Source organism: Paramixta manurensis, from assembly GCF_013285385.1.
GTDB classification, from domain to species: Bacteria; Pseudomonadota; Gammaproteobacteria; order Enterobacterales; family Enterobacteriaceae; genus Paramixta; species Paramixta manurensis.
In genome coordinates, this window is record NZ_CP054212.1 from 1,541,240 (window position 1) to 1,568,208 (window position 26,969).

Consider the following 26,969-nt stretch of genomic DNA (forward strand, 5'->3'; position numbering starts at 1 on the left):
AGTCTGTATAAATGGAATCGTTTACACAAGACGAATATTCTCACTTATCAGTAAAAGTCGCTATGCCTGTGCAGAGGGATAGCACAGGCAGGTAATAAAATGGTAGCGGTTACATTAAGGGTTAGCGATTCATCCATTGACGGGTAGAGGAGATGTCCGCAATACGCTGTAGGGTCTGCATACTTTGCTGGTGGATGAGATCATTTTCTGCGGCGCACAAATCCTCCAGGACCGTCACCTGCAGACCGCGATCGTGCGCCTCCCGTACAGTACTTTCAATGGTTAACCCGGAACTCACACCGCCGATAAGCAGATGATGGCGTTGATGTTGCTGTAACCAGCCTAACAAATTGTTACCAGCGAAGCCGCTCAAACCCTGATGATAAAACTGCGTATCGGTCGATTGCACCTCAAGGCCATCCAGCCAATGGCAGCCGGTCGTGCTGCGACGTAGCGCGCCGATCAGTTTGAGCTGAGCGAACAGGGGAGAACCGGCGGGTAAATCCTGATAATCATCGTCAAATCCAACCCGGCTCCAGATTATCGGGATTTTGCGCACTCGCGCGTAAGCGGCGGTGACATTCACTTTTTCGATAATGTTACGCGCAACCACCTGCTGATGGCTGTAATTAGCGCGTCCCTTGCCGCCGGCAAGGTCTTCAATCAAATTTAATAGTACTAGCGCAGCGGGCATAGCGTCTCCGAAACTCTTTTCTTCACGCTAATGATAAAAAAACCGGTGTGATGTGCTGTCCGTAAATGTTGCGGGATGTGTGGAAGTATTGAACCCGCCCGCCAATGCGGGCAGGGCACAAAGCATTACGCCTCGCTTAGCGTCTGTTGCTGATAGCGATAAATGTCGCCGTCCGGGACGAAGGTTAAACGGTGAGTAATGCAACGTGGCGCGTCTTCGGCATGGTGTGAAACAAACAGCAATTGGGTGCGTCCTTCCCCAATCAGCACATCAATAAAACGGCGCACCAGTTGGCGATTAATGGGATCAAGGCCTTGTAGCGGTTCGTCAAGGATCAGCAACGTGGGGTGTTTCACCAATGCACGCGCGATCAGTACTAACCGTTGTTGGCCCCATGATAAGCTCTGGAACGGTGCGTCGGCGCTTTGGCGGTCAATACCGAGCCGCGCCAGCCATTGATTCGCCAGTGTCACTTGCCGATCGGATACCGCCTGATAAATGCCGATTGAGTCGAAATAGCCGGAAAGGATCACGTTACGGACGCTGATACTGACGCGATAATCAAGGTGTAGGCTACTGCTGACATAACCGATATGTTGCTTAATGTCCCAAATGGTTTCTCCGCTGCCACGTCGGATGCCAAACAGGGTTAAATCATTGCTGTAGCCCTGCGGGTGATCGCCGGTGATAAGGCTTAACAGGGTTGACTTTCCGGCACCGTTCGGGCCGACAATTTGCCAGTGCTGGCCGGGTTTAACTTCCCAGCTTAGCCGGTGCAGGATCGGGCGATCGTTGTACGACACCACGCCATCTTTGAGAATAATACGCGAGGCGCCTTCCGGCAGTTGAGGCAATTGCGCCTGATTATCGGCTTCCGGCAACGCCATTCCGGCCAGCCGTTCGCTGTGGGCTAGCTGGGCCACCAACGCCTCGGCTAAAATGGCTGCCCGCTCGCCGACATGGGTTAGCGTGCATTCTGCCAGCACTCCAACCTTTTCGACAAATTCCGGAATTTCATCAAAGCGATTAAGCACTAACACTAAGGTGTAGCCGCGCTGATTAAGTTCGCCCAGTAGCGTTGCGAGGCTGGCGCGTGACTGAACATCCAACCCATCAAAGGGCTCGTCAAGGATTAGGAGATCGGGCTCAGGCATCAGCGCCTGACAGAGTAACGTTTTACGCGTTTCACCGGTAGAGAGATATTTAAAGCGGCGATCAAGCAGATGCGCAATGCCAAACTGCTCCGCCAGGTGACGGCAGCGGTCGGCATCTTGCACCTCATCCTGAATAATTTCTGCGGTAGTGCGACCGGTATCATCTTCTCCTTCGCTAAGCAGATCGGTGTTGTTGCGTTGCCATTCATCTGACACCAACTTCTGCAACTGCTCGAAGGAGATGCGCGTAGGATGACGAAACTCACTCTGACGTTGGCCTTGCAGTTGTACCAGTTCACCGGCTAACGCACGGGCGAGAGAGGATTTGCCGCTGCCATTGGCGCCGACAAACGCCCAACTTTCGCCCCGCTTTACCACTAAGTCACTCAGGGTTAATACGCGAGTATCACTAAGACGAAACGTGCCTTGCGTAATTTGCAATACAGTCATTAGTTATTCCGTTTTTTGCATCGATAAACGTTTTTAACCACTGTCTGCACTGATGTCAAATGCCACCGTCAGTTTTAGAGGAGTGTCGCGATAATCACCTCGTCGGCATTAAAATATGCTGTTACCGTGGCGCCAGGTTGCAGTTTTTCCCGCTGGACTATCGGGTTAGGCAACGTTGCGCACAGCGTTTCGCCGCTTTCCAACGCCATCAACACCTCACTCTGCCGCTCGCCGGTTTCAATCTGGCTCACCACGCACGGCAACTGGTTATCTGCGGTGCTGATTCCGCTGGTTACGCCAACCCACGGCGCTTTAATCAGCACTAAAACTTCTTTACCGGCGTCTAAATGTAAGCGTTCAGCGCTTTGCTCAGTTAACGCGACTTTCAGCGTGGTGCGCTCATCGGCAAGAAGGATATCGACATGTTGTTGAACCTGAAGATTGTCACGTTGAATAACCGTACCGAAAAGCTGATTGCGCGCGCTGGTTTGTAACGAAAAACGTGCGATGGCGGCGAGTAAGCTGTCGAGCGGTAAACGGTCATCCTGTAACACATCGAATGCTTTTTGCTGAATTTGCTCCAACAATTGAAACAGTTGGATTAACCGCTCGCCGTAGCGCGTTACCTGCGCGCCGCCGCCGCCTTTCCCCCCGGTGGCCCGTTCCACCAGGGTACGATCAGCCAGTTGGTTCATTTCGTTAATTGCATCCCAGGCGCTTTTATAGCTGATACCGGCAAGTTTCGCGCCTTGGCTAATCGAGCCGGTATGCTGTACTTGTTGCAGCAAGGTAATGCGCCGGGGGTCGGCGAACAGCTTCTGTTGTAATTTAATAATTAGCGAAATATCGGCCTGCATGATCGCTCCCGCGAGAATCCTTTTGGGGGGATTGTAGAAGAGCGGGGCAGATAAATCACTCTTCTAACAGCCACCAGGCCGCTTCATAGGGTTTTAACGCCTGCTCATTCATCGATTGATACACGTTGCCGTAGTTGCTATACAACAGACGCCATTTCGCTTTGTCATCAAGATAATCGGTGGTCAGCGGCAGAGGCGCGGCGCTCAGGTTGGCAATCACTAATAGCTTGCTGCCTTGCCAACTGCGCAGATAGCACCAGAGATGCGGGTGCTCAGCCGCTAAATCCTGATAATCGCCTGAGGTGATCACCGGATGGATTTTGCGTAACGCGATCAGCCGCTGGTAGGTATACAACACCGATTGAGGGTCGGCCTGCGCGTGTTCAACATTTATCTGCCGGTAGTTATCGGCAAGGTCAATCCAGCTATCGCCTTCGGTGAACCCCGCGTTGCGCCCAGTGCTCCACTGCATGGGCGTCCGTCCGTTATCGCGCGATTTTTGCCGCAAAACCGCCAGTAATGCCGCCTCATCCGCGCCTTGTGCCTGGCGGGCGGCAAACATATTCAGACTTTCCACATCGCGGTACTGCTGTATCTCGCTAAAGTGGGGATTGGTCATGCCAATCTCTTCGCCCTGATAAATGTAAGGCGTGCCTTGCATGCCGTGTAGTACCAGCGCCAGCATCTTGGCGGCCACGGTACGTAGTGGCCCATCATCGCCGAGGCGTGAAACAATGCGTGGTTGATCGTGGTTACACCAGAAGAGGGCGTTCCAGGCATGGCCGTGCATACCGCGCTGCCATTCAGAGAAAATACGCTTCAGTGCCACTAAATCCGGCGGTGCCTCGGTCCATTTTTCGCCGTTTGGATAGTCAATTTTCAGATGATGAAAATTGAAGGTCATCGACAATTCTTGCCCATCCAGTCGCGCATAGCGCCGACAATGTTCAAGCCGGGTCGAAGACATTTCACCGACGGTCATTAACCCGCGCGGTTGAAACACCTCGCGACTCATTTCCTCAAGGAACGGATGAATATTCGGGCCATCGGTATAGAATCGGCGTCCATCGCCTTGGTCATCGTCGGGAAAGTCCGGGTGTTTGGAAACCAAATTAATCACGTCGAGACGTAAACCATCGACGCCTTTATCGGCCCAAAAATGACAAACCTTTTTCAGCTCCTCGCGGACGCGTGGATTTTCCCAATTGAGATCGGCTTGTTGCGGCGCGAACGAGTGCAGATAATATTGCCCGCTGGCGGGATGCCACTGCCATGCCGAGCCGCCGAATTTTGAGTGCCAGTTATTGGGCGGCCCGCCGTTGACCGCATCACGCCAGAGATAAAAGTCGCGATACGGGCTCTGAGGTGCTTCGGCAGCTTTAAACCACGCATGTTCGGTGGACGTGTGGTTAAACACCATATCCATCACGATGCGAATATTGCGCTGATGCGCGGCGGCGACCAACTGTTCGAAGTCTTCAAGCGTGCCGAAGGTGGGATCAATGGCGCAATAATCGGCAACGTCATAGCCATTGTCCACCTGCGGAGAGAGATACACCGGCGTCAGCCAAATGGCGCTGACACCCAGCCAGTGTAAATAGTCGAGCCGTTGGATGATGCCCTGTAGGTCGCCAACCCCATTCCCGCTACTGTCTTGAAAACTACGCGGATAAATCTGGTAGATGACACCGTTTTGCCACCAGGGCGTAAGCGCATTCATAACTGTTTCCTGTGGTGATGAGTAGAACCGGTCAGCAACTTAAATCACTGGCAGCGCATTCAGACGCGTTTTACGTTTATAGACCGCGACGGTGAGTACCAGCGGTACCACGATAGCCACCAGCATCGCGAGGCTATAAATCTGCCAATAATGCGGCTGGATAGAGAGAATGCCGGGTAAACCGCCAACGCCGATACCGTTTGCCAGTACCCCGAATGAGCCGCAAATTAAGCCTGCGCAGGCGGAACCAATCATGGCGCACAGCATCGGGAAACGATATTTCAGGTTGATGCCGTACATCGCCGGTTCGGTAACGCCAAGAAAGGCGGAAATGGCGGCCGGTACCGAAATTTCGCGTTCATTGGCTTTACGGCTGATCAAAATGATCCCTAATACCGATGAGGCCTGCGCAATATTGGAAAGGGCGATAATCGGCCAGACCGGCGTGCCGCCAAGGTTTTGGATCAGTTGGAGATCAATCGCCAACGTGGTTTGGTGCACGCCAGTAATCACTAACGGCGCATACAAGAAGCCAAATAGCGCGGCGCCAATCGGCGCGAAGCTACCGGTCATTAAGCCTTTTACCGCCCAGGCAACGCCATCGCCAATCATTCGGCCAAAGGGCCCAATGACGGTGTGGGCGAGGAATACCGCCAGAATCAACGACACCACCGGTACGACGACCATATACAAATAATCCGGCACCCAGCGTTTGAGACGTAACTCAATAAAGGCCAGCGTCATGCCTGCCAGCAGTGAGGGGATCACCTGTGCCTGATAGCCGACTTTCTCAATGGTGAACAGACCAAAATTCCAGACGTCGGGCACCTGTTGCCCCAATAAATACGAATTCATTAATTGCGGTGAAACTAGGGTGATACCTAACACAATGCCGAGCGCGGGGGTTCCGCCCATCTTTTTCACTGTTGACCAACAGATACCGACCGGCAGATAGAAGAAAATGGCTTCGCCAATTAGCCACAGAAAGTCATACAGGGTTTGCCAGAAGGGATGCCCTTTGGTGAGCGGCTGATCGCCAAACAGCGGAACATCACCAATCACATTGCGAAAGCCGAGGATTAGCCCGCCGCTAATCAGTACCGGTAATAGGGGAAAAAAGATCTCGGCGAAATGGGAGATCAATATTTCATGCCAACTCATATTTTGGCGTGCGGCGCGTTTAGCGCTCTCTTTATCACTGCCATCAAGTCTGGCTCGCTGTAAGAGCAACTGATACCAGTCACCGACATCAGTGCCAATCACCACCTGGAATTGCCCGGCATTAGTGAAACTGCCTTTGACCATTGGGAGTTCATCAATGGCTTTTGGAGCGGCGATTGCCGGGTTATGCAGTACAAAGCGTAATCGGGTAATGCAATGCGTCACGGTAGCGATATTGTCCTTACCGCCTACCAGATCGATCAGACGATCGATGTCCTGCGGATTGCTTTTTTTCATTCCAGGCCTGCCAGATTGTCGGGGTAAATGGGAACAACCAAATTCGCCAGAAAAATAGCCTGCGCCGGTTTTTTGTTAAACTGGGAACGTTCCCATTTTCGACAAAGATCACAATATTTCGTTCGTCGCGCGGTTAATTCGTGCTTCTGGTCACGCGCTATCGCTTCAATGGTAAACTAGCGCTATTCACAGGACGGAGCGCGGTCAACCGGGTACGCCATTCATGTCATCTTCTTCACGTTTAACCATTAAAGACATTGCACGCCTGAGCGGCGTTGGGAAATCGACGGTTTCCCGGGTATTAAATAATGAGGGTAAAGTGAGCCAGCAAACCCGCGAGAGAGTAGAGGCGGTGATTCGCGAACAGGGCTTTATCCCCTCTAAATCGGCGCAGGCGATGCGTGGTCAGAGCGACAAAATCATTGGGATTATTGTTTCACGCCTTGATTCACCTTCGGAAAATCAGTCGGTACGCGCAATTTTGCCGCTGCTGTATGAGCAGGGATATGACTCGATTTTGATGGAGAGTTTGTTAAGGCCTGAGTTGGTGGCTGAACATTTACGCGTGCTGCGCCAGCGCAATGTTGACGGCATTATCCTGTTTGGCTTTACCGGGCTGCGACGCGAAGTCCTGAGTGAGTGGCAGGAAAAAATGGTGGTAATGGTGCGGGAGTATCCAGGTCTCTCTTCGGTTTGTTATGACGATGCTGGCGCGGTGAATCTATTGATGGCGCGTTTGTCGCAACAAGGCAGCGGGCAAATTGGCTATATTGGCGTGGCGCAAAATGATGAAACGACCGGCCGCCTGCGCTATCAAGCCTACCTTGATGCCTGCCAACGCTTAGCCATCGCGCCTCAGGCGGCATTGGGCGATTTAAGTTATCAAAGCGGTTTCAGCTTGGCCGAGCAAGTGATCACGCCGGAGACGCAAGCGGTGATTTGCGCTTCTGACACCATTGCGCTCGGCGCGATGAAGTATCTACAACAGCAAGCACTATCCGGGGTAAAAATTGGCAGTATCGGCCATACGCCGCTGCTAAGCTTCCTGTTTCCCGCCACACTTTCAGTGGATTTGGGTTATGCGAATGCTGGCGCCGCCGCCGCGCGGCAATTGGTTGGGCTGTTAAATGGCGAGGCCAATATTCGCCAACTTACCATCCCCTGCAAGCTGGACTAACTGTGAAGAAAGGTAAAACGCACGAAAGGGCAGTGCACTTTTTTTCGCTGCCGTTACAATGGCTTTTTGGTACAGTTTTCAGATGAGGCACCATGCTTGAGTTAATTGAAAGCCTGGCGGTTGCGATTATCATGGTTCCGGTGGTAATGGCGATTATTCTTGGCCTGATTTATGGATTGGGTGAAGTCTTTAACGTTATTTCCAAAATTGGTCATCGTGATGACCAGCCAGCGAAAAACCGCCAGTAAGCATTTCCCGCCGCCCGATGGTCTATCGGGCGCGTATTTTCTTGATCTCCCTCAACATTATTCGTTCTCTGCCGATAAAGCACATGACAGTTTTCGCCTGCGCGTTATAGTATGAAATATACAACGTTACCTCTGGAGATTGCTATGTCTGTTAAATGGAACCGCTGGTTTGGCGCCGCTGCGTTAACCCTTTCTGTCGCGGGTCATGCGGTTGCCGCGGATAAAATTACCGTGTTTGCCGCTGCTTCGTTGACCAATGCTTTGCAGGACATTGCGACACAGTACGAAAAGGGAAAAGCGGTTAAAATCGTCTCTTCTTTTGCGTCCTCTTCCACTTTAGCGCGTCAGATTGAGCAAGGCGCGCCCGCCGATCTGTTTATTTCCGCCGATCAGCAGTGGATGGATTACGCGGTGAAAAAACAAAGCGTTGACGTCGCGACGCGTTATACGTTGCTTGGCAATGACCTGGTGCTGGTGGCGCCAACCTCGGTTAAGCCGCAGCCGGTAAGTATCAGCAAACAAACCGACTGGAAAAGCCTGTTGAAAGGGCATCGGCTGGCGGTTGGCGATCCGGACCATGTTCCGGCCGGGATTTATGCCAAAGAAGCCTTACAAAAACTTGGCGCGTGGGATACGTTGTCACCGGCAATGGCGCGCGCCAATGATGTGCGTGCGGCGTTGGCGTTAGTTGAGCGTGACGAAACGCCGTACGGTATCGTGTACGGTTCTGATGCGGTGGCCAGCAAAAAAGTCACGGTGGTTGGCGTGTTCCCGGAAGATAGCCATAAACCCGTCGAGTATCCAATGGCGATTGTTAAAGACCACAATAAACCTGACGTTAGTGCTTTCTATACCTATCTCAAAGGGCCGGAAGCGGCGGCAATTTTTAAACGTTACGGATTTACTCCTCGTACATGATTCTGACCGATCTTGAATGGCAGGCGATTGAACTCAGCCTGAAGGTATCAACCCTCGCGGTGCTGTGGAGCTTGCCATTTGGGATCCTGGTCGCCTGGATTTTGGTTCGCTGCCATTTTCCCGGCAAAGCCCTGCTCGACAGTATTATTCATCTACCACTGGTGCTGCCGCCAGTGGTGGTGGGCTATTTGTTGCTGATTGCGTTGGGGCGGCGTGGGTTTATCGGTTCCTGGTTGTATGACTGGTTTGGTTTCAGCTTTGCGTTTAGCTGGCGCGGTGCCGCGCTGGCTGCTGCAGTGGTGGCTTTTCCGTTAATGGTACGCGCGATTCGGCTGGCGCTGGAAGCGGTGGACCACAAGCTGGAGCAAGCGGCAAGAACCTTGGGTGCCGGTCGCTGGCGCGTTTTCTTCACCATCACCTTACCGCTGACGCTGCCGGGCATTATTGCCGGGACGGTGTTGGCTTTTGCCCGCTCACTGGGTGAGTTTGGCGCCACCATTACCTTTGTGTCGAACATTCCGGGGGAAACCCGCACCATTCCACTGGCGATGTTTACGCTAATTGAAACGCCTGGCGCAGAAGGCGATGCCGCGCGTCTGTGCATCATTGCCATTGTGCTGGCGTTAATCTCACTGTTGCTGTCCGAGTGGCTGGCGCGCTGGGGCCGTAAACGGTTGGGGGCGTAAATCATGCTTGAGCTTAATTTTACGCAGCAATTAGGCACCCATCGGCTCAGAGTGGATGTTCAGCTCCCTGCCGAAGGCATTACCGCAGTGTTTGGCGTTTCCGGCGCCGGCAAAACCTCATTGATTAATGCCATCGGCGGCCTTACCCGGCCACAACAGGGCAGTATTCGTCTTAATCAACGTCTCCTTAGCGATGCCGAAAAGGGCGTTTATCTGCCGCCGGAGAAACGACGAGTCGGCTATGTGTTCCAGGATGCACGCCTGTTCCCCCATTACCGCGTGCGCGGTAACTTGCAATATGGCATGGCGCGTAGCATGAAAGCGCAATTTGATACGCTGGTTCATCTGCTCGGCATTGAAGCGTTGCTGGATCGATTTCCCTGGTCATTATCCGGCGGCGAGAAACAGCGGGTAGCGATTGGGCGCGCATTGTTGACCGCGCCTGAAATCTTGCTGATGGATGAGCCGCTGGCGTCGCTCGATCTGCCGCGCAAACGCGAGTTGTTGCCCTATTTGCAAGAACTGGCCAGGCAGGTTGCCATTCCAATGCTGTACGTTTCGCATAGCCTTGATGAAATTTTGCACTTGGCGGATAACGTTCTGGTATTGGATAGCGGCGAGGTGAAAGCCTTCGGCTCACTGGAAACGGTTTGGAGCAGTAGCGCAATGCGTCCCTGGCTACCGCGTGCCGAGCAAAGCAGTATTTTGCGCGTGTCGGTATTGGAGCACCATCCGGATTATGCCATGACCGCGTTGGCGCTTGGCGACCAGCATATTTGGGTTAGCCGTATTGATGCGCCGCCAAAGACACCGCTGCGTATCCGCATTCAGTCGGCTGATGTTTCGTTGGTACTACAGCCGCCGCACAACAGCAGCATTCGTAATATTCTTCCGGCGCGGGTGACGGAGCTTCTTAATGTGGATGAGCAAATTGAAGTGAAACTTCAGATAGGCGCACGTGATATTTGGGCGCGAATCACGCCGTGGGCAAAAGATGAGTTAGGCATAAAGCCGGGGATGTGGCTGTATGCCCAAATAAAAAGCGTGGCGATTACCTCCTGATTAGAGGATTTCGCGGTAGAGGGTATCCGCGATACCGGTTTCGAGGTTGGTACCAATTACCCGATCGGCTCGCGCTTTAATCGCTTCATCGGCATTACCCATGGCGACACCTAACCCGACGGTTTCCAGCATACTCAGATCGTTATAGTTATCGCCAAAAGCGATCACCTCGCTCATTTGATAACCGGCTGACGCTACCCACTGCGCCAGGCGCTTTCCTTTACTGTTTCCTTGCTGCGCAATATCGACCTGATCATGCCACGACCATTCGCAGGCTAGCCCCAGCCGATTCTCAACCGTTTCAGCAAACTGTTGTAACGCACGGGTATCGGGATGCGAAAGGGCAAATTTCCAGATCGATTGTGCGGCACGCGCCGCCTCTGCAAGATCAGGAACCTGCAGGAACGTTGGGCGTTGATGGGGGGGTAAAGATTGCGCCCAATTTAGCGTGCGTTCTACATGGCCGGTCGGGGTTTGATACAGCATCGCGTCATCCACATACAGCAGGCCGTGTATAGACTGCTCATCCAGCATCTCAATAACCTGTAACGCCTGCGTTTTCTCCAGCGGATCGGAGGCCAGCACCTTTTGTGCCTGGTAATCATACAGATAGGTGCCGTTACAGCAGATGGCAGGTGTATCCAGCGCCAGTTCCTGATAAAAAGGGAGAATGGCGCAATGGTGTCGCCCGGTGACGATTAACACTTTTACCCCCGCTTCACGCGCTTTTTTTAGTGCCTCCAGCGAGGCGGGTAAAATCGTTTTACGCGGCGTCAGCAGCGTGCCGTCAAGGTCGAGAGCGATAACGCGATAACTCATAAATCGTTCCGTCAGAAATAATTAACAGGATGACAATGTTACACGTTGTTGGCGCAGCGACCAAACCGGTAGGCACAAAACAATCCAACAGGCCTAACTAAAACGCGCTACGCTTTGCCACAGGTTACCTTTATCCGGTATCGAAAAAGGAGAGTTCATGAAACAAGTTGTCTATACCGCCAGCCCGGAAAGCCAGCAGATTCACGTCTGGCAGCTTAACGACGAAGGCGCGTTAACGCTGTTGCAGGTGGTGGATGTGGCGGGGCAGGTACAACCCATGGTGGTTAGCCCGAATAAAGCCTTTCTGTATGTCGGCGTACGGCCCCAGTTCCGTGTGGTTGCGTATCGTATTGGCGTAGATGGCACTCTGACCGAAGCCGGGGAAGCGCCGTTACCCGGTAGCCCAACCCATATTTCAACCGACCGCGAAGGTCGCTACCTGTTCTGCGGCTCCTATAACGATGCATGTGTGAGCATTAGCCCAATTGGGGAAGATGGCGTGCCGCAGGCGCCGAGCCAGGTCATTCATGGTTTGGATGGCTGCCATTCGGCGAATATTGATCTACACAATCGTACGTTGTTGGTTCCGGCGCTCAAACAAGATCGCATTTGCCTGTATGAACTGACCGCCAGCGGCAGCCTAACGCCAAACAAACAAGCGCAGGTCACCACCGTTGAAGGCGCCGGTCCGCGTCATATGGTGTTCCATCCTAACCAGCAGTACGCCTATTGTGTCAATGAACTGGATAGCACTGTCGATGTTTGGCAGCTTAACAATGCCAAAGGTGAAGTGGAGCGTGTGCAAAGTCTGGATATGATGCCAGCGGAGTTTAACGATACGCGCTGGGCGGCGGATATTCATCTCACGCCGGATGGTCGCCATCTCTATGCCTGCGATCGCACCGCCAGCTTAATCACGGTGTTTAGCGTGAGTGAAGATGGCGGTTTGTTAACCGTAGAAGGTTATCAACCGACTGAGAAACAGCCGCGCGGTTTTAATCTCGATCATAGCGGGCGTTACCTGGTCGCGGCAGGACAAAAATCGCATCATATTGAAGTGTACAAAATTAGCGGCGAACAGGGATTATTGCAGCCGCTGGCGCGTTACGCGGTCGGCCAGGGGCCAATGTGGGTGGTGGTTCATCAACTCGCAGCGTAACAAAATGGCCAGCGCCGGGATGGATTAGGCGCTGGCCGGATAACCTTGTTAACTATACGTCACGGTAATCGAAGCGCTGCCGAGACTATGGAAATGCACATTAAAACCGAGCAGCGCGCCGCTCGAACCTTCATCCACGTCAATTTTCTCCACGTCCAGCGCATGCACCGTAAAGATATAGCGATGGGTTTCGCCCTTCGGCGGCGCCGCGCCGCCGTAGCCGCTTTGACCAAAGTCGGTACGCGTCTGGATTGCTTCTTCCGGCAGATCTGCCTGGCCCGATCCCGCGCCTTGCGGCAATACGGTCACCGTTGAGGGGATATTCGCGACGCCCCAGTGCCACCAACCAGAACCGGTCGGCGCATCCGGGTCATAACAGGTTACGACGAAGCTTTTGGTCCCTTCTGGCACGTCATCCCAGGCCAGATGCGGAGAGAGGTTGTCACCTTGATAGCCCATGCCGTTAAATACCTGACGCTCCGGCATCTTTTCTCCATCGTTGAAATCGTGACTATAAACTTTCATCAAACCTCCGGTTAATTATTGATGTAATAGTTTGAGTAACTCCTCTGCCGCAATGGCGGAAGAGGCCGGATTTTGTCCGGTCACCAGATGACCATCGGTAATTGCCCATGCGCCCCAGTCATCGGTCCGTTCAAATTCGCCGCCCAGTTGTTTTAGCGTATCTTCCACCAGGAAGGGGACGACTTCCAGCAAACCCACCGCGCGTTCTTCACTGTTGGTGAAACCTGTTACGCGTTTGCCAGCGACCAGTGGCGTGCCGTCCGGTTTACGCGCATGGCGTAGTACGCCGGGCGCATGGCAGACCGCGCCAATTGGCTTGCCAGCGGCAAACAGATTTTCAATGAGTGCAATGCTGTGCGCATCTTCGGCTAAATCCCACAGTGGGCCATGGCCACCGGGATAAAACACGGCCGCGAACTTGCAGCCATCGATAATATCAAGCCGTTGCGTATTTGCTAACGCTTGTTGTGCGGCGATATCTGCGCGAAAGCGTTGGGTGGCGGAGGTTTGCGCGGCTGGCTCATCGCTTTTCGGATCCAGCGGCGGTTGGCCGCCTTTCGGCGACGCCAGTACCACGTTCACACCGGCGTCGCGAAAGACATACCAAGGCGCAGCGAACTCTTCCAGCCAGAAGCCGGTTTTCTGACCGCTAGTGCCAAGTTGGTCATGAGAGGTTAATACCATCAGAATTTTCATTATTCATGTCCGGGTTTATCAGTCGCGACGCGGATAATGACTTTGCCGAAATTTTTCCCCTCCAGCATCCCGATGAAGGTCTGTGGCGCATTATCAAGGTCGTCAATCACATCTTCACGGAAGACCAGCCGTTCTTCCGCCACCCATTGACTCATTTGGTGGAAAAATTCGTCGAAACGATGCGCATAATCCTGCGTAATAATAAAGCCCTGCACATGCAGACGCTTACGCAAGATAGCGCCCTGAAATAGCGGCAGATGATCGGTACCGTTGGGTAATTCTGTGCTGTTATAATCGGCGATTAATCCACAAACCGGGATGCGGCCTTTGGTGTTCATCAGCGGCAGCACGGCGTTAAACACTTTGCCGCCCACGCTTTCGAAATAGACATCGATGCCGTCCGGACAGTAACGTTTGAGTTTTTCACCCAGATCATCGTAATGGTGATCAAGGCAGGCATCGAAACCCAGCACCTCTTCGGCATAGCGACATTTCTCCGCGCCGCCGGCAATGCCGATAACATGGCAACCTTTGAGCCGGGCAATTTGGCCGACTACCGAACCCACGGCGCCGGTAGCGGCGGCAACCACCACCGTTTCCCCCGCCTGAGGGCGACCAATATCTAATAGCCCCATATAAGCGGTAAAACCGGTCATACCGAGCAGCCCTAATGCCCATGAAGGATGTTTTAATACCGGCCCCTGTAACTTAAACAGCCCGCGCCCGTTGGATAACGCATAGTCCTGCCAGCCGTTCTCGCTCACCACCCAGTCGCCAGCCTGGTAATCGGGATGGTTGGATTGTTCGACGATGGCGACAGTGCCAGCGCCGATGGTTTCGCCAACCTCATAGGGCGGAACATACGAGGGGGCATCGCTCATGCGGCCACGCATATAGGGATCGAGAGAGAGGTAAATAGTCCGGAGTAGGATCTCGCCATCGGCGGGAGTGGGCACATATTGGCGTTCAAAGCGAAAATTGGCATCGGTGGGCACACCGTGCGGGCGTGACGCCAGCACCACACGGCGGTTGGTGTCTCTTTGCTGCGACATAATAAGCTCCTTACGAAGATGGGGTGATACAAGCGTAGTGCATCACAGCCAGCCTCGCCTGGAGCCAGCAGGTTAGTTTTCGAGAAACAAGTCAGGTCGTACTAATGCTTCAGCAATGGCGCGGGTTAAGCGCGCTAATGCGGTGGTGTCGATAATATAGGGCGGCATCAAATAAATCAGCTTACCGAACGGGCGGATCCACACGCCCTGACTGACAAAAAATTGCTGGATAGCGGCCATATTGACGGCTTGGCGGCACTCGACAACGCCAATCGCTCCCAGTACGCGCGCGTCGGCTACTCGGGGATGCTCACGCAGCGGTAATAACGCAGCGCGGAGTTGGCGCTCGATAGCCGCGACCTGTTGCGGCCACTGATTCTCCTGCAACAGCGCCAGGCTCTCATTGGCAACCGCACAGGCGAGCGGATTTCCCATAAAGGTTGGGCCGTGCATAAAGCACCTCGCGCTGCCCTGGCTAATGGTATCGGCGACGTCGCGAGTGGTCAGCGTGGCGGAAAGCGTCATGGTACCGCCGGTCAGCGCTTTACCCACGCACATAATATCCGGCGAGATAGCGGCGTGTTCGCAGGCAAACAGTTTCCCGGTACGACCAAAACCGGTGGCGATTTCGTCGGCGATTAATAATATCCCGTGGCGGTCGCATAGCGCTTTTACGCACTTCAAATACTCAGGATGGTAGAAACGCATACCACCCGCGCCCTGCACAATCGGCTCCAGGATGACCGCCGCTAGCGAATCGGCATGCTGCGCGATAAGCGTGCTGAAACTTGCAATGTCTTCTTCGCGCCAGGTTTCTTCAAATCCACAGGTTGGCGCAGCGGCAAACAGATGGGACGGCAAATAGCCTTGGTACAGGCTATGCATAGAGTTGTGCGGATCGCACACCGACATGGCAGCAAACGTATCGCCATGATAACCGCGGCGCAGCGTTAAAAACCGTTGGCGTTTCGCGCCACGTGCTTGCCAGTACTGAAGCGCCATTTTCATTGCGACTTCGACCGCAACCGAACCGGAATCGGCGAGAAATACGCACTCCAGCGGCGCAGGCGTCATCGCCACCAGTTTGCGGCACAGCGCCACGGCAGGGGGATGGGTGATCCCGCCAAACATCACATGCGACATCTGCTCAATTTGCGCCTGCATGGCCTGATTAAGGCGCGGATGATTATAGCCATGTATTGCCGCCCACCATGAGGACATGCCATCCACTAGCGTTCTGCCATCCTCTAACTGTAGGTCGGTGCCACGCGCGGCAACCACCGGATAACAGGGCAAGGGCTCGGTCATTGAGGTGTAAGGATGCCAGATATGTTCACGGTCAAAGGCGATGTCGGCAGGTGTCATTGCTATCTTGTAAACCAAATTAAAAAGATTTAGTTTACAAGTATAAACCGGTAATCATGATAAACGACAGTATTTTTGGAGCAAGCAATGGCACAACGTTGGACAATCGCGCAGGCGCAAGCCCTGTTTGATAAGCCTTTTCTCGAATTGATGTTTGAAGCGCAACAGGTACATCGCCAGCATTTTGATCCCCGGCAGGTACAGGTCAGTACCTTGCTCTCGATTAAAACCGGCGCATGTCCGGAAGATTGTAAATATTGCCCGCAAAGCGCGCGCTATAAAACGGGTCTGGAGAGCGAACGCTTGATGGAAGTCGAAGAGGTGCTGGCGTCGGCGCGGAAAGCCAAGGCTGCCGGATCCAGCCGTTTTTGCATGGGCGCCGCGTGGAAAAACCCGCACGATCGTGATTTACCCTATCTGGAGCAGATGGTACAGGGCGTAAAAGCGCTGGGGATGGAAACCTGCATGACGCTCGGTACCCTCAGCGATGCGCAGGCGCACCGTTTGGCCGATGCCGGGCTTGATTTTTATAACCATAACCTCGATACCTCGCCAGAGTTTTACGGCAACATCATTACCACCCGCAGCTATCAGGAGCGGCTGGATACGCTGGATAAAGTGCGCGATGCGGGCATCAAAGTTTGTTCTGGCGGAATTGTGGGTTTAGGTGAAACGGTTAACGATCGGGCCGGTTTGCTGGTTCAGTTAGCCAACTTGCCGACGCCGCCGGAGAGCGTGCCAATCAATATGCTGGTGAAAGTAAAGGGCACGCCGTTAGCGGATAACGACGATGTTGAACCGTTTGATTTTATCCGCACTATCGCCGTGGCGCGAATTATGATGCCATCCTCCCATGTGCGCTTATCTGCAGGTCGTGAACAAATGAGCGAACAAACGCAGGCGATGTGTTTTATGGCGGGCGCCAATTCCATTTTCTATGGTTGTAAACTGCTTACCACGCCGAACCCGGACGAAGATAAAGATCACCAACTGTTCCGCAAACTGGGGTTGAACCCCGAACATACCACCACCGCAGCCGGAGATAACCAGCAGCAGCAACAGCTTGCCGGGCAGATTCTTAACGCCGATAGCGATCAATTCTATAACGCGGCGGTGTAATGAGCTGGCAGCAACGTATTGGGCAGGCGCTGGAGACGCGCCGCGAACGCGGTTTGATGCGACAACGCATCGTCAATGACGGGGGGAATGCGCGTTGGATAACCGTGAATCAACAGCAATACCTCAATTTTTCCGCCAATGATTATCTGGGATTGAGCCATGACGCGCGCATTATTCATGCCTGGCAGCAAGGCGCTGAACGCTACGGCGTTGGCGCGGGCGGCTCCGGCCATGTAACCGGCTATAGCCATGCTCACGCGGCGCTGGAAGCGCATTTGGCGGATTGGCTGGGTTATGAGCGCGCGCTGCTGTTTATCTCTGGCTTTGCCGCTAATCAGGCGGTGATTGCCGCGCTGGCGGGAAAGGATGATCGTATCTTGGCCGATAAGTTGGCGCATGCGTCGTTGCTGGAGGCGGCAAATCTGAGCCCGGCGACCTTACGCCGCTTCGCCCATAACCAGCCCGCAAGTCTGCAACGCTTACTGGCGGCGCCGGGCGCGGGTGAGACATTGGTGGTCACCGAAGGCGTGTTTAGCATGGATGGCGACCGTGCGCCGTTGCAGGCATTGCAACGGATTACTACCGAGGCGAAGGGATGGCTGATGGTGGATGATGCGCATGGTTTTGGTCTGGTGGGTGAACAGGGGCGCGGGAGTTGCTGGCAGCAAGGAATTAAACCGGCACTCCAGATCGTCACCTTTGGTAAAGCCGCAGGCGTGAGCGGGGCGGCGGTGTTATGCGATGAGACGACGGCGATCTTTTTACTTCAGTTTGCCCGTCATCTGATTTACAGCACCGCGATGCCGCCCGCCCAAGCGTGCGCGCTGCTTGCGGCATTAGTCTGCCTGCAACAAGCCGACGATCGGCGTCAACGGCTGGCGGACAATATTGTCCGGTTCCGCCAGGGAGCAAGTGACTTACCGTTCCGCCTTGCCGATTCAGATAGCGCGATTCAACCGCTGATAGTTGGTGATGAACGTCAGGCACTGACGCTGGCGCAGCGGCTACGCGACGCGGGTTGCTGGGTGAGTGCGATTCGCCCACCCACCGTCCCGCCGGGAACCGCCCGGTTACGCATCACCCTAAGCGCGACTCATCAGGCACAGGATATTGATCGGCTACTGGAGAGTCTGCATGACGCATAAGGTGAATAAACAGGCGGTCGCGCAGGCATTTGGTCGGGCAGCGCAAAGCTACGATCATCATGCATCATTGCAGAGGCAGAGCGGTGAGATGTTGATGGCATTACATACCCCAACCCGGCGTTTATCGCTGCTGGACGCGGGTTGCGGTACCGGTTGGTTCAGTCGACGCTGGCGCCAACAGGGGCACCAGGTGACTGCGCTCGATCTCTCCTCTGCGATGTTGGCGCAGGCGCAACATGCAGCGAGCGCCGATCATTATCTGTTGGGGGATATTGAAGCGTTACCGCTGCCTGAAAACAGTGTTGATCTGTGCTGGAGCAATCTGGCCGTACAGTGGTGCGATGATCTGAGCGCAGCCGTGGGGGAAATGTGTCGCGTAACGCGCCCTGGCGGTACGGTTCTGTTTTCAACGTTATCCGCCGCGTCATTATCGGAAGTGGAGGTAGCCTGGCGCGCGGTTGATGGGCGATCGCACGTGAATCAATTTCTGTCGTTGGCGCAAATAAAAGCCGCGCTCCAGCCGTGGGGAGGCGATTTACAGCAGACCACCGTGGTACAGGCTTTTCCTGACGTTCTGGCCGCGATGCGCTCATTAAAAGGCATCGGCGCAACTCACCTTCATCAAGGACGAGATCAGGGCGTTTTGACACGCGAACGCGTTCGTTGCCTGGCCAGTAGCTGGCCGCAGGACGCGCGTGGTTTTTTATTAAGTTACCATTTGGTTTTTGGAGTGATAAACAGTGAGTAAACGTTGGTTCGTCACCGGCACCGATACCGAGGTGGGGAAAACCGTCGCCAGTAGCGCTTTATTACAGGCAGCGGTAAAAGCCGGTCATCGCGCGGTTGGCTACAAGCCAGTCGCTTCCGGCTGTGAAATGACGTCAGAAGGGTTACGCAATAGCGATGCGCTGACGCTACAAAAATACAGTGGTCTGCCGTTAAGCTATGCGCAAGTTAACCCGCTGGCGTTTGCCGAGCCGACTTCTCCGCATATCGTCAGCGCGCAAGAGGGGCGACCGATTACATTTGAGCGGCTTTCCGCCGGGTTAGCCGCGCTCAGCGCGCAGGCCGACTGGGTGCTTACCGAAGGGGCCGGAGGGTGGTATACGCCGCTTTCTTATACCACCACCTTCGCGGATTGGGTACAACTGGAACAGTTACCGGTGATTTTGGTGGTGGGAGTGAAGTTGGGTTGTATAAACCATGCGCATCTGACCGTGGAAGCGATCGAGCGAGCCGGATTGCCGCTGGCAGGATGGATTGCGAACACGGTACAGCCGCCGGGGCGGCGGCATCAAGATTATTTGGTCACGTTGAAAAACGTGATTAACGCTCCGTTGCTGGGAGAGATTCCCTTTCTACGCCAGCCAGCAGCGTTTGAACAATTGGCTGATTATGTACAACTGCCGTCTTAACCGCACCGGTCGGAGTCTCTCCGGCCACGGCAAACGCGCCTGAGTCAGTCGCTTCGCCATCCAGCAACACGACTGACTCAGCATTACACAACCGTTAGCCATTTGGCGACCATACTGTCATCCAGTTGTGCGACGCGCCCTTGGGCGACATTGCGCCCACAATGCAGCAACAGAAAATAGTCAGCGACGCGGCGAATAAACGAAATACGCTGTTCTAACAGTAAAATGGTTAACCCAAAGTCATTATTGAGACGATGAAGCAAGTTTCCCATCTCCTCCTCCAGCCATGGCGCCATACCGTCTGTCGGTTCATCCAGGATCAGTAACTTAGGTTGCAGCACCAGCGCGCGAGCTAATGCCAATTGTTGCTGCTGATCGATCGGTAGCTCGCCGCTACGTTGATGACGCAGCGACCACAGGGCCGGAAATAGCTCATACACCATCGGCGGAATAGCGCAATGGCGATCATCCTGACCCGCCAGTAAAGCAATCAGGAGATTATCTTCCACGCTCATTTGCGAGAAGATCTGTCGTCCCTGCGGAACATAACCAATACCCAGCCGGGCGCGCTGTCCTACCGATTGTTGCCGCAGGTCTTTCGGCGGCGATCCCGACTCTTGCCACGTCATGCTGCCGCTGTTAACCGGTAAATGCCCCATAATGCAATTGACTAAAGTGGTTTTTCCCATACCGGGGCGCCCTAGTACGCCGGTACAGGTACCGGGTGCTAAGTCGAGATCGACATCCCATAGAATATGATTTTTGCCATAAAACTGATTCACCGAACGTAAACTAAGCATCTTTCACTCTCCTTACCGATCGTATCGATCGTTTTTGCAGGCCGACGCAGAGTGTCGTCGTGCTCATCGCTCTGGTGGATGCCAGCGTGAGGGGTTCATCAAACTTGCAATTAACAGGCCACAACGTTGAGAGCAGCGTGCCAGGGAGTGAAGACTGGGTTATCACCGCCCGGAAATGGTCAATATTGCTAAACAATTTATTGCCGTCATCAAGACGGACAGAGAGACGTGCACTATGGCAGTGCTGATTGTTTTACCTTTGTGGTGCAATTCCGTCTTCACCAGGCAAAAACTTTCATGAATAAAGGGCTTGACGAAAAGGGAGAAAAAGAGGGTGAGGCCGCAGAGGGAAGAGGATGGTGGGTGAAATTGTTCTTAAGCAAAGCAGAAAAAAATCGAAAAAAAAATATTTCACCCTGCCCGATAACACCAACGCGAATTTATACACACCAGACGATTCGGGCGCTGTAAACACTTATCCACCATTCCTGTGGATAACCATGTGCATTAGCCAATGAAAACATCGACGAAGCGAGAGCAGACGCGGCTTTTGCCCGAAGTGGCGCGAAACTGGGCTTTTCGATAAAACAATTAAAAATCAATAAGATATTTAAAATCAAGCCTAAGGCTTTTCCCGCTTTTTTTGCCGCGCGCTTTTGATGACAATCTATTGACAAATGTTAAAGCCTAAAAGCTTCTGGGGATAACCCTGTTGCCAGCGGCGCTATTTCTGCGCCAAAACGGGGTGCAAAAGTTACCCTTTGCCTTTTCACTAAGCATTATGCAATAACACTGTTTTTATATCCAGTATTTTTTACTGGCAAATTTAGCCAGGCAGAGTAGAATTACCCTCCGGTTCGCGCAATTCTTCAGCAGGTGCCTTAGCAATGAGCAAACTTTTTAAACTTAACTCCGCATTTAAACCAGCAGGCGATCAGCCTGAGGCGATTCGTCGCCTGGAGGAGGGGTTAGAGGATGGGCTGGCACATCAAACGTTATTGGGCGTAACCGGGTCGGGTAAAACCTTTACTGTCGCGAACGTGATCGCCGATCTTAATCGGCCGACGATGGTTTTGGCGCCGAATAAAACCCTCGCCGCGCAACTCTATGGCGAGATGAAAGAGTTCTTTCCGGATAACGCCGTGGAGTACTTCGTCTCCTATTACGACTATTATCAGCCGGAAGCCTACGTTCCGAGCTCAGATACCTTTATTGAGAAGGATGCGTCGGTTAACGAACATATTGAACAAATGCGGCTGTCGGCCACCAAAGCGTTGCTGGAGCGTCGTGATGTTATCGTAGTGGCGTCCGTTTCAGCGATCTACGGTTTGGGCGATCCGGATTTGTACCTCAAAATGATGCTGCATCTTACACGCGGTATGGTTATCGATCAGCGTAGCATTTTGCGGCGTTTGGCGGAGTTACAGTACAGCCGTAACGATCAGGCTTTTCAGCGCGGTACCTTCCGGGTGCGCGGCGAAGTGATTGATATTTTCCCCGCCGAGTCGGATGAGATTGCGCTGCGCGTCGAGTTGTTTGATGACGAGGTAGAACGGCTATCCATTTTCGATCCGTTGACCGGCCAGGTTGAGCAAACCGTGGCGCGTTATACCATCTATCCAAAGACTCACTACGTGACGCCGCGCGAGCGTATTTTGCAGGCGATGGAAGAGATTAAACTAGAGTTAGTCGATCGCCGTAAAGTGCTGTTGGATAATAACAAGCTGCTGGAAGAGCAGCGTTTAACGCAGCGTACCCAGTTCGATTTAGAGATGATGAATGAGTTGGGCTACTGCTCCGGCATCGAAAACTATTCGCGTTTCCTCTCCGGGCGCGGCCCCGGCGAGCCGCCGCCGACGTTGTTTGACTATTTGCCTGCCGACGGTTTGCTGGTGGTGGATGAATCGCACGTTACCATTCCGCAAATTGGCGGCATGTATCGCGGTGACCGTGCGCGTAAAGAGACATTGGTAGAGTATGGTTTCCGCCTACCATCGGCGCTGGATAACCGTCCGATGAAGTTTGAGGAGTTTGAAGCGCTGGCGCCGCAAACCATCTATGTATCAGCAACGCCCGGTAATTATGAACTGGAGAAATCGGGCGGTGAAGTGATCGATCAGGTTGTGCGGCCTACCGGCTTGCTCGATCCGTTGATCGAAGTCCGACCGGTAAGCACGCAGGTTGATGATTTACTCTCTGAAATCCGCTTACGGGCGGCGGTTAATGAGCGGGTGTTGGTGACCACGTTAACCAAACGGATGGCCGAAGATTTAACCGAATACCTTGAAGAGCACGGCGAGAAGGTGCGTTATCTGCATTCGGATATTGATACCGTCGAACGGATGGAGATTATTCGCGATTTACGTCTCGGCGAGTTTGATGTGCTGGTCGGCATCAACTTGCTGCGAGAAGGGCTGGATATGCCGGAAGTATCGCTGGTGGCGATTTTGGATGCGGATAAAGAGGGCTTCTTGCGTTCTGAACGTTCGTTGATCCAGACCATTGGTCGTGCGGCGCGTAACATTAACGGTAAAGCCATTCTGTATGGGGATAAAATTACTCCATCAATGGCAAGGGCGATTAGCGAAACCGAACGCCGTCGGGAAAAACAGACGCAATACAATGCCGAGCACGGTATCGTGCCGCAAGGGCTGAATAAGAAAGTCACGGATATTCTTGAACTGGGCCGCGTCAGTAAAGGGAAAACACGTGGAAAAACGCCTACACGGGCAGCCGAAGCAGAAGCCAGTTATTTGGCGCTGACGCCGCAGGCGTTGCAGAAGAAAATCCACGAACTGGAAGGGCAGATGCAGAAGCATGCGCAGAACCTTGAGTTTGAAGAGGCCGCGCAGGTGCGCGACCAATTGCATCAACTGCGCGAGTTATTTATTGCCGCCTCGTAGGCCGGAGGTCAACCGAAGGCCTGGACCGCGTGCTCAAGCGCAATGCGCAACAACTGGCGGTCGTGGCGGTAACGAATATCGGCGGCTTCCAGCGGCTCCTGAATAATCAGGCGTTCTTGTACGCCGTGGGTATCCACCAATGGGCTGACCACCACGGCGTCGATCACTTTTTTACCAATATACTTTTCCATCATCGCCAGCTTATCGGCCAGGCTTAGGCTCGCCGCCGCCGGGCTAAGCTCACGCCCCAGGTTGCCGATAAACACCATGGTGGCAGGCGTCCGGCGCAATGCCTGGGTCATCTCCTTCATCAATAACACCGGCATCAGGCTGGTATAAAAGCTGCCGGGGCCAATAAGGATCAAGTCGGCTTCTGCAATGGCATCAAGCGCCTCGCGGGTGGGAGAGACATTGGGATGCAGCATCAGCTCCTGCGGCGGCTGTTTCATGGCATCAATATCCGTTTCGCCGTAAATCAAATGGCCCTCGGTATCCATGGCCACCAGGTCAACCGGCTGTTCCGACATGGGAATAAGAAACGCGTCAACTTTCAGCAGATTACGGATCAGGTTGATGGCTTCCAGCGGGCGCACGCTTAAATGATCGAGCGCTTTTAACATTAGGTTGCCAAGGTTGTGCCCGGCCAGTTCTCCATTACCGGCAAAGCGGTATTCAAACATGGCGGACGCAACGCTGGGTTCGGTAATCAGTTGATTAAGACAGTTACGCATATCTCCCCACGCAATACCGCCTTCTGAACGGCGGATACGTCCGGTCGACCCGCCGTTATCGGTGGTGGTAACAATGCCAGTAAGGCGTGAACCCAGCGGGGAGAGGGCAGACATTACGCGACCCAGACCATGTCCACCGCCGAGGGCGACGACGCGATCCAGATCTGCCAGGGTACGATTCATAAAACTCCTGCAACGGTGCGTTAGCAAACCAATAACTTTCTGATCAACAGGCGCACACCGCGCCTGATCGTTTGTTGTTATCCACTATGATACACAAAAAAAGCACTTCCCGACCTCAGACAATAACTTGCGTCGCTTAGCGGCTAAATGTAGTGATCATCGGCAAACGTGCAGTTAAAAATGGCTATATAATTAAATATATAGCGTAACTCGCTGTGGAATCATCCGTGGATTGGCGTTATTATTGCAACATCACGGTTTTCCCGCCGGAAAATCACACTCTAGCCTTTGAACCTAAGTCGCATGATACGGTTCTCTGGCCGTAGCCTTGAGCTACCAGGGTGCAGAAAGAAATGCCTGCATCTCCCGTTATTGGAAAGGTGTCCCGGTGCCACAATTTACAGATGCTTTTGCACGCGAGTTTTATTACTTACGTCTGTCGGTGACTGACGTCTGTAACTTTCGCTGCACTTACTGCCTGCCGAATGGTTATCAGCCAGCGGCAACCACCAATAAAAGTTTCCTCTCGCTTGATGAAATTCGTCGCGTGACGCGCGCATTCGCCGCCTCCGGTACCGAAAAGGTGCGTCTGACCGGCGGAGAACCCTCTTTACGGCGTGATTTCGTCGAGATTATTGCCGCCGTGCGTGAAAATCCCGGTATTCGGCAGATTGCGGTCACCACTAATGGCTATCGCCTGGCGCGTGATGTCGCGCGTTGGCGCGCGGCAGGTTTGACGGCGCTAAACATTAGCGTTGATAGCCTGGATCCGCGTCAATTTCACGCCATTACCGGGCAAGACAAGTTCGATCAGGTGATGCGCGGTATTGATGCCGCTTTCGAGGCGGGTTTTCGCCAGGTGAAAGTCAATACGGTGTTGATGCGTAACTTAAATCATCATCAACTCGATACCTTTCTGGCGTGGATCCGTACGCGTCCCATCCAATTACGCTTTATCGAATTAATGGAAACCGGCGACGGTAGCTCGCTGTTCCAACAACATCACATCTCTGGCGATGTCATCCGTGCGCAATTGGTGCAACAAGGCTGGCAGCGTCAGGCGCGCGCGCGCAGCGATGGCCCGGCACAAGTGTACCGTCACCCGGATTATCAGGGCGAAATCGGCCTGATCATGCCGTATGAAAAAGACTTTTGCGCCAGTTGTAATCGGCTGCGCGTATCGGCAATCGGCAATTTGCATTTATGCCTGTTCGGCGAGAACGGTATTCCGCTGCGTGACCTGCTGGCGTCTGACACGCAACAACCCGCGTTACAAGCGCGTATCGCCGCCAGTTTAGGCGAGAAAAAGCAAACGCATTTCCTGCATCAGGGGAATACCGGGATGACGAAAAACCTTTCTTTTATCGGCGGCTAAGCGCTGGAGAACAACATGAGTAAGCCTTCTTCTGAATTCATTGCCGCGTCAGTTGCGGTATTAACTGTTTCTGACAGTCGCGATGCCTCTAATGACACCTCGGGCGACTATTTGCGAGAAGCGGTGACCGAAGCCGGACATCAGGTTATTGACCATGCGATTGTCAAAGATAACCGCTATCGCATTCGCGCGATCGTCTCCAGTTGGATTGCCAGCGAAGACGTACAGGTCGTGTTGGTTAACGGCGGTACCGGGTTTAACACTAAAAACAGTACCCCGGAAGCGTTGTTACCGCTGTTTGACCGTGAGGTAGAAGGGTTTGGCGAACTGTTTCGTATGATCTCTTGGGAAGATATTGGCAGCGCGAATATGCAATCGCGAGCAGTAGCCGGTATGGCGAACCAAACGCTAATTTTTGCCATGCCTGGCTCAACCAGTGCTTGCCGTAGCGCCTGGGAACGTATCATTGCCGACCAGTTGGACGCACGTACGCGCCCATGTAATTTTATTTCGCATTTAAAGAAACCGTAGGTATGTCGCAATTAACCCATATTAATGCCGCCGGTGAGGCGCATATGGTGGATGTTTCGGCAAAAGATGAAACCGTGCGTGAAGCGCGCGCCGAAGCTTTTGTCACCATGCACCCTGAAACCCTGAACATGATTATTGAAGGGCGTCACCATAAAGGCGATGTGTTTGCCACCGCACGTATTGCGGGGATTCAGGCCGCCAAACGGACGTGGGATCTGATCCCACTCTGTCATCCGCTGATGCTCAGTAAAGTAGAAGTGACACTGAGCGCACAGCCAGAGAAAAACCGCGTGCGGGTGGAATCATGTTGTCGTTTGCAGGGAAAAACCGGCGTTGAGATGGAAGCGTTAACTGCCGCTTCGGTAGCCGCGTTGACCATTTACGATATGTGTAAGGCGGTGCAAAAGGATATGGTGATCGAGCAGGTGCGCCTGCTGAGTAAAAGCGGCGGAAAATCTGGCGACTTCAGGGCGGTGGACAATGATTAAGGTCCTGTTTTTCGCTCAGGTACGAGAGCTGGTGGGTACCGATTGTTTGACGCTGGATGAAGGTTATGCCGATGTGGAAGCGTTGCGTGCCGCGCTATCTACACGCGGTGAACGCTGGGCGTTGGCATTAACCTCCGGGAAATTATTGGCGGCGGTTAACCAAACGCTGGTGTCGCTACAGCATCCGCTACAGGATGGCGATGAGGTCGCTTTCTTCCCACCGGTAACCGGAGGATAAA

At 53.6% G+C, this 26,969-nt stretch carries 28 protein-coding genes and 1 riboswitch; of the genes, 16 read left to right on the forward strand and 12 right to left on the reverse strand.

Features of this window, described 5'->3' with window-relative positions; translation table 11 throughout:
* Window positions 1-121 precede the first annotated feature (121 nt).
* The 5 genes from PMPD1_RS07555 to treB form a co-directional block, all read right to left on the reverse strand.
* Complete coding sequence (locus PMPD1_RS07555) at window positions 122-694, reverse strand: cysteine hydrolase family protein (protein ID WP_173633454.1); 573 nt, start codon at window positions 692-694, stop codon at window positions 122-124.
* Between the two features lie 125 nt (window positions 695-819).
* A complete protein-coding gene (modF, locus tag PMPD1_RS07560; protein ID WP_173633455.1) occupies window positions 820-2,298 on the reverse strand; it encodes a molybdate ABC transporter ATP-binding protein ModF in 1,479 nt (492 codons plus the stop codon).
* A gap of 74 nt (window positions 2,299-2,372) precedes the next feature.
* On the reverse strand, window positions 2,373-3,155 hold the full coding sequence (modE, locus tag PMPD1_RS07565) for a molybdenum-dependent transcriptional regulator (protein ID WP_173633456.1): 783 nt from the start codon (window positions 3,153-3,155) through the stop codon (window positions 2,373-2,375).
* 55 nt (window positions 3,156-3,210) lie between these two features.
* Window positions 3,211-4,875, reverse strand: coding sequence for an alpha,alpha-phosphotrehalase (treC, locus tag PMPD1_RS07570; protein WP_173633457.1), 1,665 nt, complete (start codon window positions 4,873-4,875; stop codon window positions 3,211-3,213).
* A gap of 39 nt (window positions 4,876-4,914) precedes the next feature.
* Window positions 4,915-6,333 (reverse strand): PTS trehalose transporter subunit IIBC, encoded by a 1,419-nt coding sequence (gene treB / locus PMPD1_RS07575; RefSeq protein WP_173633458.1) that lies wholly within the window; start codon window positions 6,331-6,333, stop codon window positions 4,915-4,917.
* Window positions 6,334-6,556: 223 nt separating this feature from the next.
* Here treB and treR point away from each other — a divergent pair, with 223 nt between their 5' ends.
* From treR to modC, 5 genes are all read left to right on the forward strand, one after another.
* The gene (treR, locus tag PMPD1_RS07580; protein ID WP_173633459.1) at window positions 6,557-7,510 is read left to right on the forward strand and encodes a trehalose operon repressor TreR; all 954 of its coding nucleotides are present in this window, start codon (window positions 6,557-6,559) and stop codon (window positions 7,508-7,510) included.
* Between the two features lie 92 nt (window positions 7,511-7,602).
* On the forward strand, window positions 7,603-7,758 hold the full coding sequence (locus PMPD1_RS07585) for an AcrZ family multidrug efflux pump-associated protein (protein WP_173633460.1): 156 nt from the start codon (window positions 7,603-7,605) through the stop codon (window positions 7,756-7,758).
* Window positions 7,759-7,902: 144 nt separating this feature from the next.
* A complete protein-coding gene (gene modA / locus PMPD1_RS07590; protein WP_173633461.1) occupies window positions 7,903-8,676 on the forward strand; it encodes a molybdate ABC transporter substrate-binding protein in 774 nt (257 codons plus the stop codon).
* Entirely contained in the window at window positions 8,673-9,362 is a 690-nt protein-coding gene (gene modB, locus PMPD1_RS07595) for a molybdate ABC transporter permease subunit (RefSeq protein ID WP_173633462.1), read from the forward strand. The genes modA and modB overlap by 4 nt, the downstream gene beginning before the upstream one ends.
* A gap of 3 nt (window positions 9,363-9,365) precedes the next feature.
* Window positions 9,366-10,424: a molybdenum ABC transporter ATP-binding protein ModC gene (gene modC, locus PMPD1_RS07600; protein ID WP_173633463.1), complete on the forward strand. Its 1,059-nt coding sequence runs from the start codon at window positions 9,366-9,368 to the stop codon at window positions 10,422-10,424.
* Here modC and PMPD1_RS07605 read toward each other — a convergent pair whose 3' ends face one another.
* Window positions 10,425-11,243, reverse strand: coding sequence for a pyridoxal phosphatase (locus PMPD1_RS07605; RefSeq protein ID WP_173633464.1), 819 nt, complete (start codon window positions 11,241-11,243; stop codon window positions 10,425-10,427).
* A gap of 157 nt (window positions 11,244-11,400) precedes the next feature.
* Here PMPD1_RS07605 and pgl point away from each other — a divergent pair, with 157 nt between their 5' ends.
* Entirely contained in the window at window positions 11,401-12,402 is a 1,002-nt protein-coding gene (gene pgl, locus PMPD1_RS07610) for a 6-phosphogluconolactonase (RefSeq protein WP_173633465.1), read from the forward strand.
* Between the two features lie 48 nt (window positions 12,403-12,450).
* On the opposite strand, the gene PMPD1_RS07615 is transcribed toward pgl, so the two are convergent.
* The 4 genes from PMPD1_RS07615 to bioA form a co-directional block, all read right to left on the reverse strand.
* Entirely contained in the window at window positions 12,451-12,927 is a 477-nt protein-coding gene (locus tag PMPD1_RS07615) for a kinase inhibitor (RefSeq protein ID WP_173633466.1), read from the reverse strand.
* 15 nt (window positions 12,928-12,942) lie between these two features.
* On the reverse strand, window positions 12,943-13,623 hold the full coding sequence (locus tag PMPD1_RS07620) for a type 1 glutamine amidotransferase domain-containing protein (RefSeq protein WP_173633467.1): 681 nt from the start codon (window positions 13,621-13,623) through the stop codon (window positions 12,943-12,945).
* On the reverse strand, window positions 13,623-14,675 hold the full coding sequence (gene curA, locus PMPD1_RS07625) for an NADPH-dependent curcumin/dihydrocurcumin reductase (protein ID WP_173633468.1): 1,053 nt from the start codon (window positions 14,673-14,675) through the stop codon (window positions 13,623-13,625). Before curA ends, PMPD1_RS07620 begins: the two co-directional genes overlap by 1 nt.
* Window positions 14,676-14,747: 72 nt before the next feature.
* Entirely contained in the window at window positions 14,748-16,040 is a 1,293-nt protein-coding gene (gene bioA / locus PMPD1_RS07630; RefSeq protein ID WP_173633469.1) for an adenosylmethionine--8-amino-7-oxononanoate transaminase, read from the reverse strand.
* A gap of 87 nt (window positions 16,041-16,127) precedes the next feature.
* Here bioA and bioB point away from each other — a divergent pair, with 87 nt between their 5' ends.
* Genes bioB through bioD form a run of 4 tightly spaced genes read left to right on the forward strand, consistent with a single transcriptional unit; the run spans window position 16,128 to window position 19,719 of the window.
* The gene (gene bioB / locus PMPD1_RS07635) at window positions 16,128-17,159 is read left to right on the forward strand and encodes a biotin synthase BioB (RefSeq protein WP_173633470.1); all 1,032 of its coding nucleotides are present in this window, start codon (window positions 16,128-16,130) and stop codon (window positions 17,157-17,159) included.
* Window positions 17,159-18,304 carry an 8-amino-7-oxononanoate synthase gene (gene bioF, locus PMPD1_RS07640; protein ID WP_173633471.1) on the forward strand — a complete coding sequence of 382 codons (1,146 nt, stop codon included), beginning with the start codon at window positions 17,159-17,161 and terminating at the stop codon, window positions 18,302-18,304. The genes bioB and bioF overlap by 1 nt, the downstream gene beginning before the upstream one ends.
* Window positions 18,294-19,052: a malonyl-ACP O-methyltransferase BioC gene (gene bioC, locus PMPD1_RS07645; RefSeq protein WP_173633472.1), complete on the forward strand. Its 759-nt coding sequence runs from the start codon at window positions 18,294-18,296 to the stop codon at window positions 19,050-19,052. The genes bioF and bioC overlap by 11 nt, the downstream gene beginning before the upstream one ends.
* On the forward strand, window positions 19,045-19,719 hold the full coding sequence (gene bioD, locus PMPD1_RS07650) for a dethiobiotin synthase (protein ID WP_173633473.1): 675 nt from the start codon (window positions 19,045-19,047) through the stop codon (window positions 19,717-19,719). Before bioC ends, bioD begins: the two co-directional genes overlap by 8 nt.
* An 83-nt stretch (window positions 19,720-19,802) precedes the next feature.
* Here bioD and PMPD1_RS07655 read toward each other — a convergent pair whose 3' ends face one another.
* Window positions 19,803-20,519: an ABC transporter ATP-binding protein gene (locus PMPD1_RS07655; protein WP_173633474.1), complete on the reverse strand. Its 717-nt coding sequence runs from the start codon at window positions 20,517-20,519 to the stop codon at window positions 19,803-19,805.
* A gap of 297 nt (window positions 20,520-20,816) precedes the next feature.
* On the opposite strand from PMPD1_RS07655, the gene PMPD1_RS07660 reads away from it, so the two are divergent.
* Both PMPD1_RS07660 and uvrB read left to right on the forward strand, forming a co-directional pair.
* Entirely contained in the window at window positions 20,817-20,990 is a 174-nt protein-coding gene (locus PMPD1_RS07660; protein WP_173633475.1) for a hypothetical protein, read from the forward strand.
* Between the two features lie 416 nt (window positions 20,991-21,406).
* Window positions 21,407-23,422, forward strand: a complete 2,016-nt coding sequence (gene uvrB / locus PMPD1_RS07665) for an excinuclease ABC subunit UvrB (RefSeq protein ID WP_173633476.1) — start codon at window positions 21,407-21,409, stop codon at window positions 23,420-23,422.
* 8 nt (window positions 23,423-23,430) lie between these two features.
* Here uvrB and PMPD1_RS07670 read toward each other — a convergent pair whose 3' ends face one another.
* Complete coding sequence (locus tag PMPD1_RS07670; RefSeq protein ID WP_173633477.1) at window positions 23,431-24,336, reverse strand: gluconeogenesis factor YvcK family protein; 906 nt, start codon at window positions 24,334-24,336, stop codon at window positions 23,431-23,433.
* A 265-nt stretch (window positions 24,337-24,601) separates the two neighbouring features.
* Window positions 24,602-24,735, forward strand: a riboswitch (molybdenum cofactor riboswitch).
* Here PMPD1_RS07670 and moaA point away from each other — a divergent pair.
* The 4 genes from moaA (at window position 24,725) to moaD (ending at window position 26,968) form a co-directional block, all read left to right on the forward strand.
* Window positions 24,725-25,711, forward strand: a complete 987-nt coding sequence (gene moaA / locus PMPD1_RS07675) for a GTP 3',8-cyclase MoaA (RefSeq protein ID WP_173633478.1) — start codon at window positions 24,725-24,727, stop codon at window positions 25,709-25,711. It overlaps the preceding riboswitch by 11 nt.
* A gap of 15 nt (window positions 25,712-25,726) precedes the next feature.
* On the forward strand, window positions 25,727-26,242 hold the full coding sequence (moaB, locus tag PMPD1_RS07680; protein ID WP_173633479.1) for a molybdenum cofactor biosynthesis protein B: 516 nt from the start codon (window positions 25,727-25,729) through the stop codon (window positions 26,240-26,242).
* Between the two features lie 2 nt (window positions 26,243-26,244).
* On the forward strand, window positions 26,245-26,730 hold the full coding sequence (moaC, locus tag PMPD1_RS07685) for a cyclic pyranopterin monophosphate synthase MoaC (RefSeq protein ID WP_173633480.1): 486 nt from the start codon (window positions 26,245-26,247) through the stop codon (window positions 26,728-26,730).
* Window positions 26,723-26,968: a molybdopterin synthase sulfur carrier subunit gene (moaD, locus tag PMPD1_RS07690; RefSeq protein ID WP_173633481.1), complete on the forward strand. Its 246-nt coding sequence runs from the start codon at window positions 26,723-26,725 to the stop codon at window positions 26,966-26,968. The genes moaC and moaD overlap by 8 nt, the downstream gene beginning before the upstream one ends.
* Window position 26,969 lies beyond the last annotated feature (1 nt).

Bases quoted from the DNA above. Each gene is read 5' to 3' on its own strand.
- PMPD1_RS07555 (WP_173633454.1), bottom strand. From the start codon at position 694: ATGCCCGCTGCGCTAGTACTATTAAATTTGATTGAAGACCTTGCCGGC.
- modF (WP_173633455.1), bottom strand. From the start codon at position 2,298: ATGACTGTATTGCAAATTACGCAAGGCACGTTTCGTCTTAGTGATACT.
- modE (WP_173633456.1), bottom strand. From the start codon at position 3,155: ATGCAGGCCGATATTTCGCTAATTATTAAATTACAACAGAAGCTGTTC.
- treC (WP_173633457.1), bottom strand. From the start codon at position 4,875: ATGAATGCGCTTACGCCCTGGTGGCAAAACGGTGTCATCTACCAGATT.
- treB (WP_173633458.1), bottom strand. From the start codon at position 6,333: ATGAAAAAAAGCAATCCGCAGGACATCGATCGTCTGATCGATCTGGTA.
- treR (WP_173633459.1), top strand. From the start codon at position 6,557: ATGTCATCTTCTTCACGTTTAACCATTAAAGACATTGCACGCCTGAGC.
- PMPD1_RS07585 (WP_173633460.1), top strand. From the start codon at position 7,603: ATGCTTGAGTTAATTGAAAGCCTGGCGGTTGCGATTATCATGGTTCCG.
- modA (WP_173633461.1), top strand. From the start codon at position 7,903: ATGTCTGTTAAATGGAACCGCTGGTTTGGCGCCGCTGCGTTAACCCTT.
- modB (WP_173633462.1), top strand. From the start codon at position 8,673: ATGATTCTGACCGATCTTGAATGGCAGGCGATTGAACTCAGCCTGAAG.
- modC (WP_173633463.1), top strand. From the start codon at position 9,366: ATGCTTGAGCTTAATTTTACGCAGCAATTAGGCACCCATCGGCTCAGA.
- PMPD1_RS07605 (WP_173633464.1), bottom strand. From the start codon at position 11,243: ATGAGTTATCGCGTTATCGCTCTCGACCTTGACGGCACGCTGCTGACG.
- pgl (WP_173633465.1), top strand. From the start codon at position 11,401: ATGAAACAAGTTGTCTATACCGCCAGCCCGGAAAGCCAGCAGATTCAC.
- PMPD1_RS07615 (WP_173633466.1), bottom strand. From the start codon at position 12,927: ATGAAAGTTTATAGTCACGATTTCAACGATGGAGAAAAGATGCCGGAG.
- PMPD1_RS07620 (WP_173633467.1), bottom strand. From the start codon at position 13,623: ATGAAAATTCTGATGGTATTAACCTCTCATGACCAACTTGGCACTAGC.
- curA (WP_173633468.1), bottom strand. From the start codon at position 14,675: ATGTCGCAGCAAAGAGACACCAACCGCCGTGTGGTGCTGGCGTCACGC.
- bioA (WP_173633469.1), bottom strand. From the start codon at position 16,040: ATGACACCTGCCGACATCGCCTTTGACCGTGAACATATCTGGCATCCT.
- bioB (WP_173633470.1), top strand. From the start codon at position 16,128: ATGGCACAACGTTGGACAATCGCGCAGGCGCAAGCCCTGTTTGATAAG.
- bioF (WP_173633471.1), top strand. From the start codon at position 17,159: ATGAGCTGGCAGCAACGTATTGGGCAGGCGCTGGAGACGCGCCGCGAA.
- bioC (WP_173633472.1), top strand. From the start codon at position 18,294: ATGACGCATAAGGTGAATAAACAGGCGGTCGCGCAGGCATTTGGTCGG.
- PMPD1_RS07655 (WP_173633474.1), bottom strand. From the start codon at position 20,519: ATGCTTAGTTTACGTTCGGTGAATCAGTTTTATGGCAAAAATCATATT.
- PMPD1_RS07660 (WP_173633475.1), top strand. From the start codon at position 20,817: ATGAATAAAGGGCTTGACGAAAAGGGAGAAAAAGAGGGTGAGGCCGCA.
- uvrB (WP_173633476.1), top strand. From the start codon at position 21,407: ATGAGCAAACTTTTTAAACTTAACTCCGCATTTAAACCAGCAGGCGAT.
- PMPD1_RS07670 (WP_173633477.1), bottom strand. From the start codon at position 24,336: ATGAATCGTACCCTGGCAGATCTGGATCGCGTCGTCGCCCTCGGCGGT.
- moaB (WP_173633479.1), top strand. From the start codon at position 25,727: ATGAGTAAGCCTTCTTCTGAATTCATTGCCGCGTCAGTTGCGGTATTA.
- moaC (WP_173633480.1), top strand. From the start codon at position 26,245: ATGTCGCAATTAACCCATATTAATGCCGCCGGTGAGGCGCATATGGTG.
- moaD (WP_173633481.1), top strand. From the start codon at position 26,723: ATGATTAAGGTCCTGTTTTTCGCTCAGGTACGAGAGCTGGTGGGTACC.